This is a genomic window from Agromyces sp. Y182 (assembly GCF_059445385.1).
This window is the reverse complement of sequence record NZ_JCAIUF010000002.1, coordinates 664,861-682,048: the sequence shown is the minus strand read 5'-3', so window position 1 is coordinate 682,048 and position 17,188 is coordinate 664,861. Positions and strand designations below refer to the sequence as shown.

Sequence of the window (17,188 nt, the reverse complement as noted above, 5' to 3'; positions counted from 1 at the left end):
ACCTACGAAGCGTCGGAGGTGGCGTCTTCAACCGATTGTGCTGCCTCGACAAATGCATCGGCGATTGTCTGTGAGGTTGCCGCAACCTGCCAGTGGCGCGCGCCGAGCGCGAGCAAGGTATCGCCGATCGCCTCCGCAGTCGGTTCAGACGGCGGGGTCCATGCCACCCGGCGCAGATGGTCGGGCGTCAACAGATTCTCTATCGGCATGTCGATCTGCTCCGCGATCTCGGCGACCGCCACCTTCGCGATGCGCAGCCGGGCATCGGCTTCGGGATTGCGCGCCGCCCACGCGCGCGGCGGGGGAGGCGCATCGCCGGGAACCCGCACGGCCGGCAGCTCGGACGTCGTGAGGCCGCGTTCCACAGCGCCCCACCAACGATCGAGTTCGGTGCGGCTCGCGCGACCGTTGAACTCGCGAAGGTCGGCGAGCGCGCGCCGGGTCGACGGCAACGAGCGCGCGACCGCGAGGAGCGAGGCATCCGGAACCAGACGACCGGGTGCGACGTCGGTCTCGATCGCGAGTTCGTCGCGTGAAAGCCAGAGCTCGCGGGCGACCGCGAGGTTTCGGGGCCCCCGCATCGCGTGGATGCCGGAGAGACGGCGCCACGGCTCGGCAGCCGGCGGCTTGGCCGCACGATGCAGCACGGCACCGAACTCCTCGTCGGCCAACTCCGCTTTGCCGGCGTCGATGAGGGCGACGCCGAGGCGTTCGCGAACATCGACGAGGAGCTCGACATCGAGAGCGGCGTACTTCAGCCACGATTGCGGCAGAGGCCGCGTCGACCAGTCGGAAGCCGAATGCTCTTTGGCGAGACGGATGTCGAGGAGCTCTTCCACCACCGACGCCAGGCCGACGCGCGGCATGCCGAGCAACCGCGCCGCGAGTTCGGTGTCGAAGATGCGGTCGGGATCGAGCCCGACCTCGCGAAGGCACGCGAGATCTTGACTGGCTGCGTGCAGCACCCACTCTTCGCTGCGGATACCGGCCTGGAGCTCGGAGAAGTCGGGAATCTGGGGCGGATCGAAGAGGAAGGTGCCCGCACCGCGCCGGTACATCTGGATCAGGTAGGCCCGCTGGGAGTAGCGGAATCCGCTCGCACGCTCGGCATCGACGGCGATCGGCCCCTCGCCATCGAGGAGCCGCCGCACCGCCTCATCGTAGGCGGCGGGCGTATCGATCACCCGGAATTCATCCACGGTTCGACCTCCGACGTGGCAGTGCGGTCACCCCTTCCGATCGGGGTGGGAGTCCTGCGAGCATGCACAACAACTCTCCCCAGCCTTCCACATGCGGGCCGATGGTCGAGTCGAGGGGGGTCCACGAGGCGCGCAACTCGATCTGGGCGCCGTCGCCCTGCCGGGCCAGCTCACCGAATCCGGTGGAGAGGATCTTCGTTGCTGTGCCCGACGCCGCGATGTAACGGGCACCACGTGCGTCGAGTGCGTCGACCAACCACGACCACGCGACATCCGCGAGGAAGGGGTCGAGGCCGATGTCGGTCTCGAGAGGTGCCTGCGCGAAGCAGACGACCCGGAATCGGCCGCCCCAAGCCTCCGGTTCGCTCGGGTCGTGCAGCAGCACGAACCGGCCGGTGCCGAGTTCGGAATCGTCGTGACGACTCGGCGTGACGTCGGCCGAGAGGGCGACCGCGTTCGGTGCGAGCGAGCCCGGAGCCGGGATTTCGCTGACGCGCAGCTCGGACCGCGGAGAGGCCGCACGCAACGAGTCGAGCGCGGCCTCGAACTCGGGAGGAAGCGGAGGCGCGGAGTCGGGCACGTGTGCAGACTAGAGTCTCGGGTGCGGGGGACGTCGGCGGCACGCCGCATCACTCTGCACACGGTGGCTGGTTCGGGAGGAACGGATGCGTCGAACGCACGGTACGAGTTCTGCAATCGGCATCGCGGCTGCCGCCGTGGGGCTCATCGCGGTGACGATCGGCGCGGCGACCGCCGCCCTCGCCGTGTACTTCGCACGGAAGGTCGTCACTCCGCCCGAAAAGCACGAAGAAGACGTACGCGTCGCCCGAGTCGACCTCGCGGCGGGCGAGATCACGCTCGTCGGCTCCGACGAGACCCGCATGCGGGGCCGGTACGGGCTGTGGTTCGATCACGACGCGGGGCACGCCCGACTCGGCGACGTCATCGACGACGGTGAACGCGAGGTGCGTCGCGGCATCGAATCCGTCGATTTCGGCCGACTCGATCGGGCGCGGCGCGGCCGCATCAACGGCTGGTACCACCTCGGGCCGTGGGAACTCGATGCGCCGTACGAGAACGTGGTCATCGAGACGGAGCTGGGCCCGGCCCCGGCATGGCTCATCAGGGCTGCGGATGCTTCGGCGCGCTGGGTGATCCAGGTGCACGGCCGAGGGTCGAAACGACCAGAGGGTCTCCGCGCCGTGCCGCCGGTGCGTGTCGCCGGCTGGAACTCGTTGCTCATCTCCTACCGCAACGACAGCGAGGCGCCCGAGAGCGAAGACCGCAAGTACGGGCTCGGCGGCACCGAGTGGGCGGACGTGGTCGCTGCGACGCGATTCGCCGTCGAGCACGGTGCCGAGCAGATCGTGCTCATGGGCTGGTCGATGGGCGGTGCGATCACGCTCCAGGCGGTGTTGCGCTCTGCGGAGGTGCGCGAACATCTCGTGGGCGTCATGCTCGACTCGCCCGCCATCGACTGGACCGACATCCTCCGATTCCAGGGCCGGTTGCAGGGCCTCCCGCCAGAGCTCGGCGACCTCGTGGTGCGGGTGCTCGGCGGGCCGCTCGGGGCCGGGCTCACCGGCATCGCGGCGCCGATCGACGTCGAGGAGCTCGACCCCATCGCTCGGGCCGACGAGTTCGACGTGCCGATGCTGCTGATGCACAGTGTCGACGACGGCTTCGTACCGATCGACGGATCACGCCGCTTCGCCGCGGCCAGGCCTGACCTCATCGAGTTCGAGGAGTTCGAGGGTGCGCGGCACACGAAGCTCTGGAATCACGATCCCGAACGATGGACGGGGCTCGTGCACGACTGGCTCACCCGACGCGGTGAGAGCGTCGCTCGACTCGGCGACGAGGCGCAGATCGTGGGCTGACCGCCTGGTCGTTGCGAGTACTCCGATCGCCGGTCAGGCGGCGATGCGATCGCGCAGCTGCCGCTTGGTGCGGGCCAGCATGCCAGTCATGCCGCGAACGCGCAGCGGGGAGACGGCCGCTGCGAGGCCCAGCGATTGCGGGAAGTCGGCGGGCACGTCGAAGACCTCTTGCACCGTCAGACCATGGAGGCCCTGCACAAGGATCGAGGCGAACCCGCGGGTGGTCGGTGACTCCGCCGGCGCGGTCGCGTAGAGATGCACCCGGCCCTCATCGACCTCGACGAAGATGAACACGGGCGACTGGCACTCTTCGACCCGCTCGAAGAGATCGGGGTGCTCGGCGTAGCGGGCAGGCAGTTCGGGCAGCTCGTTCGAGAACTCGAGCAGCAGTTGCAGACGATCGCGCACCTCGAGTGCGAGGAAATCGTCTCGTATCTCGGCGAGTCGGGCAGGCAGGGTCGGCGCGTCCATCGATCTCATTCTCCCATGGTGGCGAGCGACCCCGCCCGTCGGCCATCTCAGCGGGCGGGGAGTTCTCCGCGCGCTTCGCCGGTCACGATCGGAACCCGCACCGCGCTGCCCCACTCGGTCCACGAACCGTCGTAGTTGCGTACCTTCTCGAAGCCGAGGAGGTGGTTCAGCACGAACCAGGTGTGGCTCGAACGCTCGCCGATGCGGCAGTAGGCGATGATGTCGTCGCCGTCTTCGAGGCCGACTTCGCCTCGGTAGATGGCGTCGAGCTCTTCGCGGGACTTGAAGGTGCCGTCGGAGGCCGCGGCACGGGCCCAGGGCACGGATGCCGCGGTGGGAATGTGCCCGGCACGCAGGGCGCCCTCTTCGGGATACGCAGGCGCGGTCGTGCGTTCGCCGCTGTACTCCTCGGGCGAGCGCACGTCGACGAGCGGATTGCCGAGGTGGGCGAGCACGTCCTCTTTGTAGGCGCGCACGACGCTGTCGTCGCGCTCGACCACGGGGTACTCGACCGGCGTGACCTCGGGGGCATCCGTCGTGATCTCGCGACCCTCGGCGATCCAGAGGTCGCGGCCACCGTCGAGGAGGCGCACGTCTTCGTGGCCGAAGAGCGTGAACACCCAGAGCGCGTAGGCGGCCCACCAGTTGTTCTTGTCACCGTAGATCACGACCGTGCTGTCGCGGGCGATGCCCTTCGAACCGAGGAGGGCAGCGAACTGCTCGCCGTCGATGTAGTCGCGCACCACTGGATCGTTCAGTTCGGTGTGCCAGTCGATCTTCACCGCGCCGGGAATGTGCCCGGTCTCGTAGAGCAGCACGTCTTCGTCGGATTCGACGACGACGAGGCCGGGTTCACCGAGGTGCTCGGCGAGCCATTCGGTGGTGACGAGACGCTCGGGGTGGGCGTACTCGGCGAGCTTCGCAGCGGAGTCGAATTCGGCGGACATGGGAGCCTCCTGGGGTGCCCGGTCGGGCGGGGCGTTTGGGGGAGCGGACTAGGCTGATCACCTGTCCACCACGAATCTACGCGGCGCACGGGGCGAAGTCAGTGCGGCCGTCATCCGATGCAATACGGGAGCTCCTCCAGCATGACCACGGCATCGAGCCATGCCCTCATCCGTCTCGTCGAGCGGAGCCCATCGATCTCGGGCGCCGAGATCGCCTCGGAGCTCTCGCCGCCGCCGCAGTTCGAGCACGCATCGTTCGAGTCGTATCGCCCCGACCCCGACTTCCCGTCGCAGCAGGCCGCGCTCGAGCGGTTGAAGGAGTTCGCAGGTGCCTGGCGCGCGGCGCAGCGTCCGGGCGGGTTCTTCTCTCGCAAGCGTCCTGCGCGCATCGAGCTGCCCGGTGTCTATCTCGACGGCGGGTTCGGCGTCGGCAAGACGCACCTGCTGGCCGCGCTGTGGCACGTGGCGCACGGCCCGAAGTACTTCGGCACCTTCATCGAGTACACGGCCCTCGTCGGCGCTCTCGGCTACCAGCCGGCGGTCGAGCTGCTGCGGGGCGCGAAACTCGTCTGCATCGACGAGTTCGAGCTCGACGACCCGGGCGACACGATGCTGATGACGCGGTTCCTCGGCGAACTCATGGCCGGCGGCACCCGCGTGGCCGCGACCTCGAACACCCCGCCGAACGCGCTCGGCGAAGGCCGGTTCGCCGCATCCGACTTCCTCCGTGAGATCCACGCACTCTCGTCGAACTTCGAGACGCTGCGCATCGACGGGCTCGACTATCGGCGCCGCGACACCGAGGGTCACGCCGAATCCCTCGCGGGCGACGCCGACGTCGCTCGCACGGCGGCCGCGCTCGCAGCTCGCGGCCATCGCGTCTCGCTCGACGGCTTCGACGAACTCGTCGAGCACTTGGCGACCGTGCACCCTTCGAAGTACGTCAAGCTCGTCGCCGGACTCGAGTTCATCGCGCTCGAGGGCGTGCACGAGCTCACCGACCAGAACGCTGCACTGCGCCTCGTCGCGTTCATCGACCGCGTCTACGACGCCGAGGTGCCGATCATCGCGAGCGGCCTGCCGCTCGACGAGGTCTTCGCCTCCGACATGATGGCCGGTGGCTACCGCAAGAAGTACTTGCGAGCCATGTCGCGCATGATCGCGCTCACCACGGGTGAGCTGCCGCCGCACGACTGACGCCCGCTACGCGGCATCCGCTGGTCTGGCCCGTCGCTCGACGGCCGCCGAACGGATGTCGCATCGACGGTGTCGCCCGCAACTGCGGCACCCCGTTTCCGTCGATCTGTCGGCGGCCTCCCGGCATCCGGAAACATGCTCGTTACACACGGCGCCTGTTCGTAACCGACGCGAAACGAACCCTGCAGCGTCGCCGAAACCTCACCACACCATTCTGATCGCAGTACCCGAGACCGACGCCCCGTCACCCCTCGCGGTATGTCCCCTGCAGATTCACCGAGGTGTGAGGAATTCCAATGGATACGGGAAGCATTGCGTGGGCCGTCACGGCTACAGCGCTCGTGCTGTTCATGACGCCGGGTGTCGCCTTCTTCTACGGCGGCCTCGTCAAGGCCAAGAGCGTCGTCAGCATGATGATGATGAGCTTCGGTGCACTCGGGCTCGTCAGCGTGCTCTGGTTGCTGTACGGCTTCAACATGAGCGCCGTGGGCGGCGTCTGGGACTTCGCGGGCAACCCGTTCTCGGACTTCGGGCTCGGCTCGCTCGCAACGGGTGAGACGGCGAACACCGACCTCATCGGTGTCGCGTACGGTGCCACCTTCGCCATCATCACGGTCGCGCTCATCTCCGGTGCCATCGCCGACCGCGCCAAGTTCGGCTCGTGGCTCATCTTCGCCGGCATCTGGGCGACGCTCGTCTACTTCCCGGTCGCGGCATGGGTGTGGGGTGGCGGCTGGATCCTGAACCTCGGCGAGACGCTCGGCCTGCCCGGCGTCATCGACTATGCCGGTGGTACCGCGGTGCACATCAACGCCGGTGCTGCGGCCCTGGCGCTCGCGCTCGTGCTCGGCAAGCGCGTCGGGTTCCAGAAGGGCATGGACAAGCCGCACAACGTACCGCTCGTTCTCCTGGGCGCCGCAATCCTCTGGTTCGGCTGGTTCGGCTTCAACGCCGGTGCCGAGTGGCTGAACGGCCTCGCCAACGTCGGACTCATCGTCGTGAACACGCTGGGTGCAACCGCAGCTGCAATCATCGGCTGGATGCTCGTCGAGAAGTTCAAGGACGGCAAGCCCACCTCGGTCGGCGCCGGCTCCGGTGCCGTCGCCGGTCTCGTCGCGATCACCCCGGCCTGTGCGAACCTCGAGCCCGGTTGGGCACTGCTCCTCGGTGCCGTGGCTGGTGCGGTCTGCGCGCTCGCGATCGAGCTGAAGTTCAAGCTCGGCTTCGACGACTCGCTCGATGTCGTGGGCATCCACCTCGTCGGCGGCCTCATCGGAACCCTGTACCTCGGCTTCTTCGCCATCGACACCGGCCTCTTCACCGGCGGCGACCTCGGCCAGCTCGCAGTGCAGACCATCGCCGCACTCGCAGTGATGCTCTACTCGTTCATCGTCGCCTTCGTGCTCGGCTTCGCGATCGAGAAGACGATCGGCTTCCGTGTGAAGAACGAAGACGAGATCGCGGGCATCGACACCGTCGTGCACGGCGAAGAGGGCTACAAGCTCGAGAGCGTCTGATCCTGGCGGGCCCGCAGTGAGCGGGCCCGTCGGTCCGCGTGGGCGGTGGGGTAGTGTGCCGGTGTGTCAGACACCAGCCGCTTCCTCACCGCCCTTACTCGCGTATTCAGATCGCTCGTCGGCAGTGGGTCGACGCGGTCTTCGGATGCCCCGTCGCGGGCGGCCACGGCGACCGACACGCTCTCACCGGGGCAGGCGGGGCCGTCGGCCACCGTCGAGGTGGATCCGCGGAAGCTGCGGGGTGTCAGGCTCGGCTACGCGCCAGCACGCGACGGTGAGCCCGACCCCGGTGAGGTCGTCTGGACCTGGGTGCCATACCAGGAGAACGACGGGCGCGGCAAAGACAGGCCGGTCGTGATCATCGCGGCATCCGGTGCAGGCGACTACCTGGCCGTGCAGCTGACCAGCAAAGCGCACGAGGCCGATCGCGACTTCGTCGCGCTCGGCGATGGCGCGTGGGACGCCGCGGGGCGCCCGAGCTGGACGAGCATCGATCGGGTGTTCCGGGTGCGGGCGGGCGGCATGCGGCGCGAGGCGGCGTCGCTCGATGCAGCGCGCTACCGGCTCGTGGCGGCTGCACTGGGCGCGCGCTACGGTTGGCGCTGAGCCTCACGCCCGCGGCGGATGGTGGAGCCCGAACGGGGAGCCCTGATCGTCACGGCACAGCCGGAACTGACCGAAGATGGCGACGGTCTCCTCGTCATCGGCACCGGGAAGCGATTCGACGGTACCGCCGAGGCGTTCGACCGAGGCGACAGCGGCGTCGAGGTCATCGACCCTGAAGAACACAGACGGTGCGGCGCCCGGATCGCCGCCGTGCACACCGGCGGGCACTCCCGCACCGTCGACCGCGTAGCCGTTGCCCCCCGGCCCCGACTCGAACGACCAGCCGAAGAGCTTCCCGTAGAAGCTGCGTGCAGTCGTGGCATCCGCTGCCCCGAACTCGATGAACGACACTTCGCCCGACATGGTTCCCCCTCGTATCGATGCGTGTTCACGGCACACCGTAGTGGGCGGCCGCAACAGCCACAACACGAGGGGCGAATGGGAGGGCGCGTTCGAGGCGCGCGAGGAATGAAGAAAGCCCCCAGTGGAGTGGGGGCTTTCGTGGGCGATACCGGACTCGAACCGATGACCTCTTCCGTGTGAAGGAAGCGCGCTACCAGCTGCGCCAATCGCCCATGTCATTCACGGTCACGCGTGGTGACTGCGGACTCGATACTAGCCGACGGGGTAGGGCGAATGCACATCGAGCAGGCGGAGGCGCACGAAGCGCTACCTCCGCGGTTGCGAGACGAATGGCCTCGACACGCCCGGGAAGCGGGCATGGAATCCCGTCGTGACCGGCGCGAACGGGCCACTCGATCCGCTCGGTTTGTGAATCGTTCAGAGAATCGGTTAGAGTCTCTCTGCACGCAGTAATGCGGGCGTTGCGGATGTGGCGCAGTGGTAGCGCATCACCTTGCCAAGGTGAGGGTCGCGAGTTCGAATCTCGTCATCCGCTCTGATCAGGATCGGGCGAAAGCCCGATTCCTGCTCTTTTGGTGGTGAACCCAGACACGGTGGATTGGCCGAGAGGCGAGGCAGCGGCCTGCAAAGCCGTATACACGGGTTCGAATCCCGTATCCACCTCCAAGCTGAGAACTTCCATTCTCTGACTTGGGCGATTGGCGCAGCGGTAGCGCGCTTCCCTGACACGGAAGAGGTCACTGGTTCGATCCCAGTATCGCCCACCACGAGGCCCCCGGTTTACCGGGGGTTTTTTCTTGTCTGGATCGCGTGGGCAATACTCGGGCAGTATTGCAACTCGCCATTTGGGGCAGCAGGCCGGTCCGACAAACTCAGGGTGTACCAACGTGCTCTCGAGGGCTGCGCTCCGGTTGTTCCTCAGGGCTGCAGCACCTCGAGCACGAGCGGCGGGTGCCCGATCCGAGTGCTGAACCACGACCAGGTCTCGCCACTGGTCTGTTCGATCGCTGCCCACACCTCGGCCGTCGGTGGCACGTTCCTCAGGATGATCGTGATCACGCGGCTCCCGCTGAACCGGATCGATCCAGGCGCGTCGACGGTTCCGCCTCCGGCGAAGCCGGTCGGGCTGAACGCGGCCCGCGTCGGTGCGTCGACGGCGAAGGTGAACACGTAAGTGCCCACTCCGGTGATGCCGTACGCCCCGGGGGCGAAATGCACCGAGACCGCGGGGTTCCGGTTCGGGGTCTCGCGCAGGTCGAATCCGGCGTGGGGGGTCGCGGCATCCGTCTGCATGATCGTGGGTCGGATCAGTGTGAGGTTCGTTCGTCCGCTGCCGACCGTGCGCGTGGGGGTGAGGGTCTCGATCGGCGCCCAGAAGACCGGCCCGGGGAAGAGGCTGTCGAGACGGTGCTTCTCCATCCAGTCGGCGGGCGTGATATCCGCCTCGAATTCGGAGAGGTGGATGACCCGGTCGTCGAAGCTGCCGCCGGGGGATTCCTTGTCGTCATTGAACATGAGCAAAACTCTAGTATCGCCATCGAAGTGTGCGCCTCAGTGCGAACACCGAAGCGACCCGATCGGCGATCAGGTGCACTCACCACCACGGCGACGGTGCCGGCGGCGCGACCACCGCAGGGCGATCATCACACGTGATGGTGTTGGGCAGCTCCCACGGGGCGAGCCATGGCCCGGTGGTGTTCACGCCGCTCGAGTCGTTGCCGCCGAGGTCGACGATCGAGAACTCGGAGCCTGTGGGCGGGAAGTTGAACGAACCGCAATTGTTCACCCCGACCGCCCCCACGTTGCGCGCATCGACGTTCTCGAAGCTGGCGGAACCTGCGACACGTGCACTCAGCACCGATGTTCCGGTGCCGTCGACCAGCGTGTCGGCGAAATGGACATCGGTGATGCCGTAGAGGTCTTTCACCGGCCAGTCGGCCACGAGCATGATCGCGTTGTACGTGCTGTCGAGGAAGTGATTGCCGACGACCTGGATGTCGGCGTCGATCGACTGATCGAGCGCGTAGAGCCAAATGGAACCGAGCCCGATGTTCCAGTTCAACTCGTAGGTGCCCGCGCGAACCGTGGTGTTGTCGGTGATCCAGAGGTGATCGGTGAATGCCTCGGCACCGAATCTGGACCCGACGTGGATGCCGCTGCCCTCCCGGATCGGATCGGCGATGAGGTTGCTCGACACGGTGTTGTCGGTGCCGCCGTAGATCGCGATGCCGTTGGCGAGGGTCGGGGTCTGCACCGTGTTCCGGTCGAACGTGTTGTTCGCGTTCGCGGTGTGCTCCGACCACATCGCGAGCCCGTCGTCCCCCGTGTTGCGGATGAAGTTGTTCGAGACGGTCGAGTTCGTCACACCGCCGTGGAAGTTCAGGGCGTCGGCGATCTGGTCGACGATGATGTTGTCCTTCACGGTCAGGGCGTCCATCGGACCGTCGAGCCAAATGCCGACCTTCGTGTGCCGGATGTACAGCCCTTCGATCGTCGAGTCGCTCATCGCGCCGCCGATGCCGTTCACCTGGTCGGTGTCGATGCGTTCGCGCACATCGCCTTCGATCGTGAAGCCCGAGAGGTGCACATTGGAGCTGCCACCCGCCGAGGCATCCTTGCCGTAGAAGCCGACGCCGGTGTGCACGGAGCCATCAGGTGAGGGCTCGTCGAGGGCCACCTGCTCGCCCGTGATGGTCGTGTACCAACTGCCCGCGCCCTCGATCGTCACGTCGTCGACGATGATGTGCCGATCGACCCGGAATTTACCCGGCGGCACGTAGACGGGCAGGTCGTGCCGCTGCGCGAATGCGATCGCACGATCGAACGCCTTCGCCGAATCGCGACGACCGAACGGGTCTGCACCGAACAGGAGTACGTTCGCGGCCTTCAGCCGGACATGCGGCCGATCGACCTGCTCGGTGTCGATGAGGTCGATCGTGGTCGAAGCGGCATTCGTGCCCGCCGGCGCGGTGAGCCGGATGACGTCGCCCGCGCGGGAGGACTTGCCGAGGAGCATCCGCTGCTCATCGTAGAAGTGCATCGGGCGGAACGGCTTCGCGACCTCGTACCCGTCACCGGGAACGCAAGCGCACTCGGTGATCCACCAGTCGGGGTGGAGGAGGCCGGCATTCGGGTCATTCGTGAACGGGTACTGGTTGTAGAGCCAGGCGAACTCGGATGTGAGCGTCATGGTGCGCTTGTGCTTGCCGTTGACGGTGATGTCGAGGGGAGCCTCGATGCCGCCGCCGTTCGGCGCATCCGGGATGCTGTAGCGCACGGTGAGGGCGTTCGCTGCCGCCGGGAGCGTGAACTCGACGTACTGGCCCGGCGCGAGCTGTACCGCGCTCCGGCCCGAGGCCTCGGCGGACAGCGTGTACGCACTTCGGTCGGGGCCGATGACGGTGCCGGTATGCACCGAGAACTCGGCCTCCTGCTCGAGGAACGCGACGGATGCCCCTCGCCCCTCGACGAGGGCGGGGTCGAGTGCAGCACGAGTGACGACGGGAGGCGGCGCCGTGCCGGGTGCCGCACCCGCGGAAAGCGGAGCGCCCGCGATCGCGCCGAGCGCCAACGCCCCGGCTGCGGCGAGCGCTGCGACGCGGGCCGGTCGTGGCGCACGTCGTGGCAGTGGAGTAGGGCTCGTCATACGCGTCATCGTCGACTCGTCTCCTTATGGTGGTTGCACGCCATCGGACACCTCGGTGGGCGATCCGCGCTCGCCGAGTGTGCCGACTGTACGGCGCGATCGCATCCCGTCACAAGGGAACGTGAGGGAACGTCACGGAAAAGTCGAGTTCTTGCGGAAATGGTCGAAAGAAGGTGGAAGTTCAGGCGGCTCTTGACACGTACTTGCGTGGATCGCGCAAGAGCGTGAAATCGTCGCCCCGACAACGGTTCAGGGCCACCATCGAGGTGCCGAGCGGCCACGATGCGCCGACTACAGTTGAAGGATTCGTTTTCCTACTGCAAGGAGTGGACCAGGTGGCCGACGGCTTCGAGCTCTTCACCGACCGATCCGTTGTCGCGATGCGCGTCAACGGCGAGCTCAAGGACCTCGCCACGACGGTCACCGACACGGATGCGGTCGAACCTGTCACGATCGACTCGCCTGACGGGCTCAGCATTCTGCGGCACTCGGCCGCCCACGTACTCGCCCAAGCGGTGCAGGCCGTGAACCCCGAGGCCAAGCTCGGCATCGGCCCCCCCATCAGCGACGGTTTCTACTACGACTTCGACGTCGCCGAGGCGTTCACGCCCGAAGACCTCAAATCGCTCGACAAAGAGATGTCGCGCATCATCCGTGCCGGCCAGCGCTTCATGCGCCGCGTCGTGACCGACGACGAAGCCCGCGCCGAGCTCGCCGACGAGCCATACAAGCTCGAGCTCATCGGCCTGAAGGGCGGGGCCGGACACGGCGAGTCGACGGGCGACGACCACGAGTCCGTCGAGGTCGGTGGCGGCGAGCTCACGATCTACGACAACGTCGACCCGAAGACCGGCGAGACCATCTGGAAGGACCTCTGCCGCGGACCCCACCTGCCGAACACCCGCATGATCGGCAACGGCTGGGCGCTCACGCGCCTTGCTGCGGCGTACTGGCGAGGCTCCGAGAAGAACCCGCAACTGCAGCGCATCTACGGCACCGCGTGGGCGACGAAAGACGAACTGCGGGCGTACCAGCACCGACTCGAGGAAGCCGCACGCCGCGACCACCGCAAGCTGGGGCGCGAACTCGACCTGTTCAGCTTTCCCGAAGAGATCGGGTCTGGCCTCTCGGTGTGGCACCCCCGGGGCGGTGTCGTGCGCATGGAGATGGAGCAGCACGCACGCCGTCGCCACGTGGAGGGCGGCTACACCTACGTGTACACTCCGCACATCTCGAAGGAAGACCTCTTCCTGCAGTCGAACCACCTCGTCACCTACAAGGAGGGCATGTTCCCTCCCATCCGCATGGACGAGGAGCGCGACGCCGAGGGCAACGTCACGAAGCAGGGCCAGGACTACTACCTGAAGCCCATGAACTGCCCGATGCACATCCTCATCTACAAGGAGCGCGGGCGCAGCTACCGCGACCTGCCGATGCGGCTCGCCGAGAACGGCACCGTGTACCGGAACGAGCTGTCGGGGGCACTGCACGGTCTCACCCGGGTGCGCGGCTTCACGCAAGACGACTCGCACCTCTTCGTCACCCCCGACCAGCTCGAGGAGGAGACCACCAAGGTCATCGCATTCGTCATCTCGATGCTGCGCGACTTCGGGCTCGATGATTTCGAGCTCGAGCTGTCGATGCGGGACGACCACAAAGACAAGTGGATCGGCTCAGACGAGTTCTGGGAGTACTCCACGAACGCGCTCCGCAACGTCGCCCGCGCGAGCGGACTCAAACTCACCGAGATGCCCGGTGAAGCCGCGTTCTACGGGCCGAAGATCGACCTCAAGACGCGAGATGCGATCGGCCGCACCTGGCAGCTCTCGACCGTGCAGGTCGATCCGAACCTGCCCGAACGCTTCGAGCTCGAGTTCACCGACCGCGACGGGCAGAAGAAGCGCCCCATCATGATCCACCGGGCGCTGTTCGGCTCGATCGAGCGCTTCTTCGCCATCCTCCTCGAGCACTACGCCGGGGCGTTCCCGGTGTGGCTCGCGCCCGTGCAGGTCGTCGGCATTCCCGTCGCCGACGAGTACGTGCCATATCTCGGCGCGATCATCGAGCAGCTGAAGGGTGCCGGCGTACGCGCCGAGCTCGACGTGAGCGACGACCGCATGCAGAAGAAGATCCGCACGCACACTACCCAGAAGGTGCCGTTCCAGCTCATCGCGGGTGAGAACGATCGCTCAGCCGAGACTGTGAGCTTCCGCTTCCGCGACGGCACCCAAGAGAACGGTGTCGCGATCGCCGAGGCGGTCGCGCGCATCCAGCAGGTAATCGAGGAGCGTCGTCAGGTGATCACCCGCGACGACCTGTTCGCATGACTGCGTACCAGCCCGACGAGTTCGAAGGCGTGCCGACGGATGACGCGGCAGACCTCGCCGGCGTACCCGACGCGTTCCAACGGCTCTGGACGCCGCATCGTCTCGTGTACATCCAGCACGGTCAACAGCCCGACGAGCACGCCTGTCCGTTCTGCCGCGCGCCCGAGATGAGCGACGAGCAGTCGCTCATCGTCGCACGCGGCACGCACGCTTACGTGCTGCTGAACCTCTACCCATACAACAGCGGACACCTGCTGGTCTGCCCCTATCGGCATGTTGCGACGTACGACGAGGCGACGCCCGAAGAGGTCGCCGAGATCGGCGAACTGACGCAGATCGCGATGCGGGTCGTGAAGCAGGTGTCGAAGTGCGACGGGTTCAACATCGGCATGAACCAGGGCCGCATCGCCGGTGCCGGCATCGCAGAGCACCTGCACCAGCACATCGTGCCGCGCTGGGCCCTCGACTCGAACTTCTTCCCGATCATCGCGGGCACCAAGGCGCTGCCCCGACTCCTCGGCGAGGTGCGTCAGGAGATCGCGGAGGCGTGGCCGGCGTCGGTGGTGTAGGTGCGGTGTGGGGGTCTCGATACGCTCCTTCGTCGCTACTCGACCGGCGGGCACTCCGTTGGTCGAGTAGGCGCGCCGGCGCCGTATCGGGACTTCGTGACGGGTCTCGATACGCTCCTTCGTCGCTACTCGACCGGCGGGCACTCCGTTGGTCGAGTAGGCGCGCCGGCGCCGTATCGGGACCTCGTGACGGCGCTACTCGACCGGCGTTGGAGGGTCAGCGCACCTGGCGAACGGCGAACTGCATGCGCGGGTTCGCGTAGGCCTCTTGCGCCTCGACGAGCTGCAGTTCGCGCTCGCCCGAGGTGTGCGTGAGCGAGAGCAGGTCGAAGACGCTCGAGGTGGCGCGCGCGAGCGCGTCTGCTGCGTCGCCCGAACCTCGGTAGTGCGCCGTGAACAGCGCCGCAGTGACATCCCCGGAGCCGTTCGCCTTCATCGGCAGGAGCGGGGTCTGCACGATCCAGGCGCCGGAGTCGTCGACCGCGAGCATCTCGATCGTGCCGTCTTCGCGATCGGGGCGCTCGACGCTCGTCACGAGCACCGTGCGGGGTCCGGTGGCGCGCACGAGGTCGACCGAGGCCAGGGTCGACTCGAGCGTGTCGGGCTCGGTCTCCGTGAGGAAGCCCAACTCGAACTGGTTCGGCGTGATGATGTCGGCGGCGGGCACGACGCGGTCGCGCAGCAGGATCGGGATGGCGGGGGCCACGAAGCATCCGGATTTCGCATTGCCCATGACCGGGTCGCACGCGTAGACGGCGTCGGGATTGGCGGCCTTGACCCGGGCGACCGCGTCGAGGATGACATCGGCGATGCCCTCGCCGCCTTGATAACCCGAGAGCACCACGTCGATCTGCGGGAACGCGCCGCGCTCCTCGATGCCGGTGATGACCTCGCGCACGTCGTCGGGGCTGATCATCGGCCCGCGCCAGGCGCCGTAGCCGGTGTGGTTCGAGAAGTTGACCGTGTTGACCGGCAGCACCTCGACGCCGATGCGCTGCAGGGGGAAGACGGCGGCGGAGTTGCCGACATGACCGTAAGCGACCGCGGACTGGATCGAGAGAATCTTCACCGATCGATCATCGCATCTCCGGCGTGCGCACTCCGCCCGCCGTTGCCCGCCTGCTCGCTCACTCTGCGCACGGAGGCGCCGAGGTCGGCCGCGAGCCTCCGCAGCTCGGCATCTTCGAGATCGTGGACGGTCAGGCGCAGGCATTCGGATGGTGCGGTGTCACCGAGTGCGAATTCGTCGCCCGGCCGGGCGAGCCATCCGCGTCGCATCAACTGCTCGGACACGGCGCGCGCCGGTGCGCCGAGTGGGACCCAGACGTTGAGGCCATCACCGGGGCGGGTGTGGATTCCCTGCGCGGTGAGCAGTTCGGCGAACGCGGCGTTGCGGGCTGCGTAGTGCTCGCCTGCGGCTCGAATGCCCGCCTCGACGCCCGGGTCGGTCGCGAGCGCGTGCACGAGCCGCTGCAGCAGGTGACTCACCCAGGTGGTTCCAGGTGTCAGCCGCATCGCGAGCCGGTCGGCGGTCTCGGGATCGGACGCTGTGACTGCGAGGCACATGTCGGGCCCGAGGAACTTCGACACCGAACGCACGAGCGCCCAGCGCCGGTGCTCGGCGCCGATGAGCGAGTGGAAGGGCACCTGCGAGAGCAGCGAGTAGTGGTCGTCCTCGATGACGAGCACGTACGGATGATCGCGGAGCACCGCGCGCAGTTCGGACGCGCGTCGCTCGGAAAGGCTCGCCCCGGTCGGGTTCTGCGCGCGCGGCGTGCAGATCAGGGCTCGGACCCCCTGATCGAGTGCGGCCCGAAGACCGGCGACCGTCATCCCCTCGTCGTCGACGGGAACCGGAACCGGACGGTAGCCGGCGAGGCGGACCGTATGGATGCTCGTGAGGAAGCACGGGTCTTCGAGGGCGACGGCGTCGTCGCGGGTGAGTGCCTGGGCGAGCAGGCGCTCGACAGCATCAGCGGCTCCGCTCGTCACCGTGATGCGCATCGGCGTCTCGGCGGGGAGATCGGCGCTCATCCACGTGTGCGCCCATCGTGCCAGCTCGGGATCGATGACGGGCTCGCCGTACAGCACCGGGCGCCGGGCCGTGCTCGCCAGCGCGTGGGAGAGGTCGGGGATGCGCGCGGGATCCGGATTGCCCGTGCCGATGTCGCGGAGCGCCGTGTCAGCAGCGAACCCCTCTTGAGCGACGGCGGATGCGGCCGCCACGCGGGTTCCACCCCGGCCCAGGGTGATGACGACGCCGGCGTTCGTCAACTGTCGGTAGGCGGAGACGGCGGTGTTCCGATTGACGCCGAGGTGGTCGGCCAGCGCTCTCACCGGCGGAAGCGCGTCACCCGGTCTGAGTGCGCCGCGCTCGATGAGCCCGCGCAGGCTGTCGGCGATCTCGGCCGCAGAACGGCCCTCGATGTCGATGGTCACGAACCGCCCTTCCTCGTGTCTTCGATC

15 protein-coding genes and 4 tRNA genes are annotated in these 17,188 nt (G+C 67.3%); 9 read left to right on the top strand and 10 right to left on the bottom strand.

All coding sequences use genetic code 11. The annotated features are described in order from the left end of the window. Positions 1-2 precede the first annotated feature (2 nt). Both AC1C2R_RS17735 and AC1C2R_RS17730 read right to left on the bottom strand, forming a co-directional pair. On the bottom strand, positions 3-1,199 hold the full coding sequence (locus AC1C2R_RS17735; protein WP_495380779.1) for a ribonuclease D: 1,197 nt from the start codon (positions 1,197-1,199) through the stop codon (positions 3-5). Beyond that, positions 1,192-1,779, bottom strand: a complete 588-nt coding sequence (locus AC1C2R_RS17730) for a DUF3000 domain-containing protein (RefSeq protein WP_495380778.1) — start codon at positions 1,777-1,779, stop codon at positions 1,192-1,194. Before AC1C2R_RS17730 ends, AC1C2R_RS17735 begins: the two co-directional genes overlap by 8 nt. 85 nt (positions 1,780-1,864) lie before the next feature. On the opposite strand from AC1C2R_RS17730, the gene AC1C2R_RS17725 reads away from it, so the two are divergent. Beyond that, positions 1,865-3,079 carry an alpha/beta hydrolase family protein gene (locus AC1C2R_RS17725; protein WP_495380777.1) on the top strand — a complete coding sequence of 405 codons (1,215 nt, stop codon included), beginning with the start codon at positions 1,865-1,867 and terminating at the stop codon, positions 3,077-3,079. Positions 3,080-3,112: 33 nt separating this feature from the next. Here AC1C2R_RS17725 and AC1C2R_RS17720 read toward each other — a convergent pair whose 3' ends face one another. Next, a complete protein-coding gene (locus AC1C2R_RS17720; RefSeq protein ID WP_495353775.1) occupies positions 3,113-3,550 on the bottom strand; it encodes a SufE family protein in 438 nt (145 codons plus the stop codon). A 47-nt stretch (positions 3,551-3,597) separates the two neighbouring features. Then, positions 3,598-4,497, bottom strand: coding sequence for a sulfurtransferase (locus tag AC1C2R_RS17715; RefSeq protein WP_495353776.1), 900 nt, complete (start codon positions 4,495-4,497; stop codon positions 3,598-3,600). Positions 4,498-4,638: 141 nt separating this feature from the next. On the opposite strand from AC1C2R_RS17715, the gene zapE reads away from it, so the two are divergent. From zapE to AC1C2R_RS17700, 3 genes are all read left to right on the top strand, one after another. Next, positions 4,639-5,694: a cell division protein ZapE gene (gene zapE, locus AC1C2R_RS17710; protein ID WP_495380776.1), complete on the top strand. Its 1,056-nt coding sequence runs from the start codon at positions 4,639-4,641 to the stop codon at positions 5,692-5,694. 296 nt (positions 5,695-5,990) lie between these two features. Beyond that, a complete protein-coding gene (locus AC1C2R_RS17705; protein WP_495353778.1) occupies positions 5,991-7,211 on the top strand; it encodes an ammonium transporter in 1,221 nt (406 codons plus the stop codon). Positions 7,212-7,274: 63 nt separating this feature from the next. After that, positions 7,275-7,817 (top strand): type II toxin-antitoxin system PemK/MazF family toxin, encoded by a 543-nt coding sequence (locus AC1C2R_RS17700; protein ID WP_495380775.1) that lies wholly within the window; start codon positions 7,275-7,277, stop codon positions 7,815-7,817. 3 nt (positions 7,818-7,820) lie between these two features. Here the strand turns inward: AC1C2R_RS17700 and AC1C2R_RS17695 are convergent, their stop codons facing one another. Together AC1C2R_RS17695 and AC1C2R_RS17690 are read right to left on the bottom strand one after the other, a co-directional pair. Beyond that, positions 7,821-8,180 (bottom strand): VOC family protein, encoded by a 360-nt coding sequence (locus AC1C2R_RS17695; protein WP_495380774.1) that lies wholly within the window; start codon positions 8,178-8,180, stop codon positions 7,821-7,823. Positions 8,181-8,319: 139 nt separating this feature from the next. Then, positions 8,320-8,392: transfer RNA gene (locus AC1C2R_RS17690), tRNA-Val, on the bottom strand. 251 nt (positions 8,393-8,643) lie between these two features. On the opposite strand from AC1C2R_RS17690, the gene AC1C2R_RS17685 reads away from it, so the two are divergent. From AC1C2R_RS17685 to AC1C2R_RS17675, 3 genes are all read left to right on the top strand, one after another. Next, positions 8,644-8,715 (top strand) — tRNA-Gly (locus AC1C2R_RS17685). A gap of 57 nt (positions 8,716-8,772) precedes the next feature. Beyond that, positions 8,773-8,846 (top strand) — tRNA-Cys (locus AC1C2R_RS17680). Between the two features lie 26 nt (positions 8,847-8,872). Further along, positions 8,873-8,947 (top strand) — tRNA-Val (locus tag AC1C2R_RS17675). Between the two features lie 151 nt (positions 8,948-9,098). On the opposite strand, the gene AC1C2R_RS17670 is transcribed toward AC1C2R_RS17675, so the two are convergent. Both AC1C2R_RS17670 and AC1C2R_RS17665 read right to left on the bottom strand, forming a co-directional pair. Then, complete coding sequence (locus AC1C2R_RS17670) at positions 9,099-9,695, bottom strand: hypothetical protein (protein WP_495380773.1); 597 nt, start codon at positions 9,693-9,695, stop codon at positions 9,099-9,101. Between the two features lie 79 nt (positions 9,696-9,774). Continuing rightward, positions 9,775-11,826, bottom strand: a complete 2,052-nt coding sequence (locus AC1C2R_RS17665) for a glycosyl hydrolase family 28-related protein (protein WP_495380772.1) — start codon at positions 11,824-11,826, stop codon at positions 9,775-9,777. A gap of 380 nt (positions 11,827-12,206) precedes the next feature. Here AC1C2R_RS17665 and thrS point away from each other — a divergent pair, with 380 nt between their 5' ends. Next, entirely contained in the window at positions 12,207-14,153 is a 1,947-nt protein-coding gene (gene thrS / locus AC1C2R_RS17660) for a threonine--tRNA ligase (RefSeq protein ID WP_495381107.1), read from the top strand. Next, positions 14,150-14,722, top strand: coding sequence for an HIT family protein (locus AC1C2R_RS17655; RefSeq protein WP_495380771.1), 573 nt, complete (start codon positions 14,150-14,152; stop codon positions 14,720-14,722). The genes thrS and AC1C2R_RS17655 overlap by 4 nt, the downstream gene beginning before the upstream one ends. A 217-nt stretch (positions 14,723-14,939) precedes the next feature. Here the strand turns inward: AC1C2R_RS17655 and pdxY are convergent, their stop codons facing one another. Further along, positions 14,940-15,791: a pyridoxal kinase PdxY gene (gene pdxY, locus AC1C2R_RS17650; protein ID WP_495380770.1), complete on the bottom strand. Its 852-nt coding sequence runs from the start codon at positions 15,789-15,791 to the stop codon at positions 14,940-14,942. After that, entirely contained in the window at positions 15,788-17,161 is a 1,374-nt protein-coding gene (locus AC1C2R_RS17645) for an aminotransferase class I/II-fold pyridoxal phosphate-dependent enzyme (RefSeq protein WP_495353785.1), read from the bottom strand. The genes pdxY and AC1C2R_RS17645 overlap by 4 nt, the downstream gene beginning before the upstream one ends. Positions 17,162-17,188 lie beyond the last annotated feature (27 nt).

What these genes read in the sequence shown, in the direction of transcription:
- AC1C2R_RS17725 (WP_495380777.1), top strand. Translation starts at nt 1,865, where the DNA reads ATGCGTCGAACGCACGGTACGAGTTCTGCAATCGGCATCGCGGCTGCC.
- AC1C2R_RS17720 (WP_495353775.1), bottom strand. Translation starts at nt 3,550, where the DNA reads ATGGACGCGCCGACCCTGCCTGCCCGACTCGCCGAGATACGAGACGAT.
- AC1C2R_RS17715 (WP_495353776.1), bottom strand. Translation starts at nt 4,497, where the DNA reads ATGTCCGCCGAATTCGACTCCGCTGCGAAGCTCGCCGAGTACGCCCAC.
- zapE (WP_495380776.1), top strand. Translation starts at nt 4,639, where the DNA reads ATGACCACGGCATCGAGCCATGCCCTCATCCGTCTCGTCGAGCGGAGC.
- AC1C2R_RS17705 (WP_495353778.1), top strand. Translation starts at nt 5,991, where the DNA reads ATGGATACGGGAAGCATTGCGTGGGCCGTCACGGCTACAGCGCTCGTG.
- AC1C2R_RS17695 (WP_495380774.1), bottom strand. Translation starts at nt 8,180, where the DNA reads ATGTCGGGCGAAGTGTCGTTCATCGAGTTCGGGGCAGCGGATGCCACG.
- AC1C2R_RS17670 (WP_495380773.1), bottom strand. Translation starts at nt 9,695, where the DNA reads ATGTTCAATGACGACAAGGAATCCCCCGGCGGCAGCTTCGACGACCGG.
- AC1C2R_RS17665 (WP_495380772.1), bottom strand. Translation starts at nt 11,826, where the DNA reads ATGACGAGCCCTACTCCACTGCCACGACGTGCGCCACGACCGGCCCGC.
- thrS (WP_495381107.1), top strand. Translation starts at nt 12,207, where the DNA reads ATGCGCGTCAACGGCGAGCTCAAGGACCTCGCCACGACGGTCACCGAC.
- AC1C2R_RS17655 (WP_495380771.1), top strand. Translation starts at nt 14,150, where the DNA reads ATGACTGCGTACCAGCCCGACGAGTTCGAAGGCGTGCCGACGGATGAC.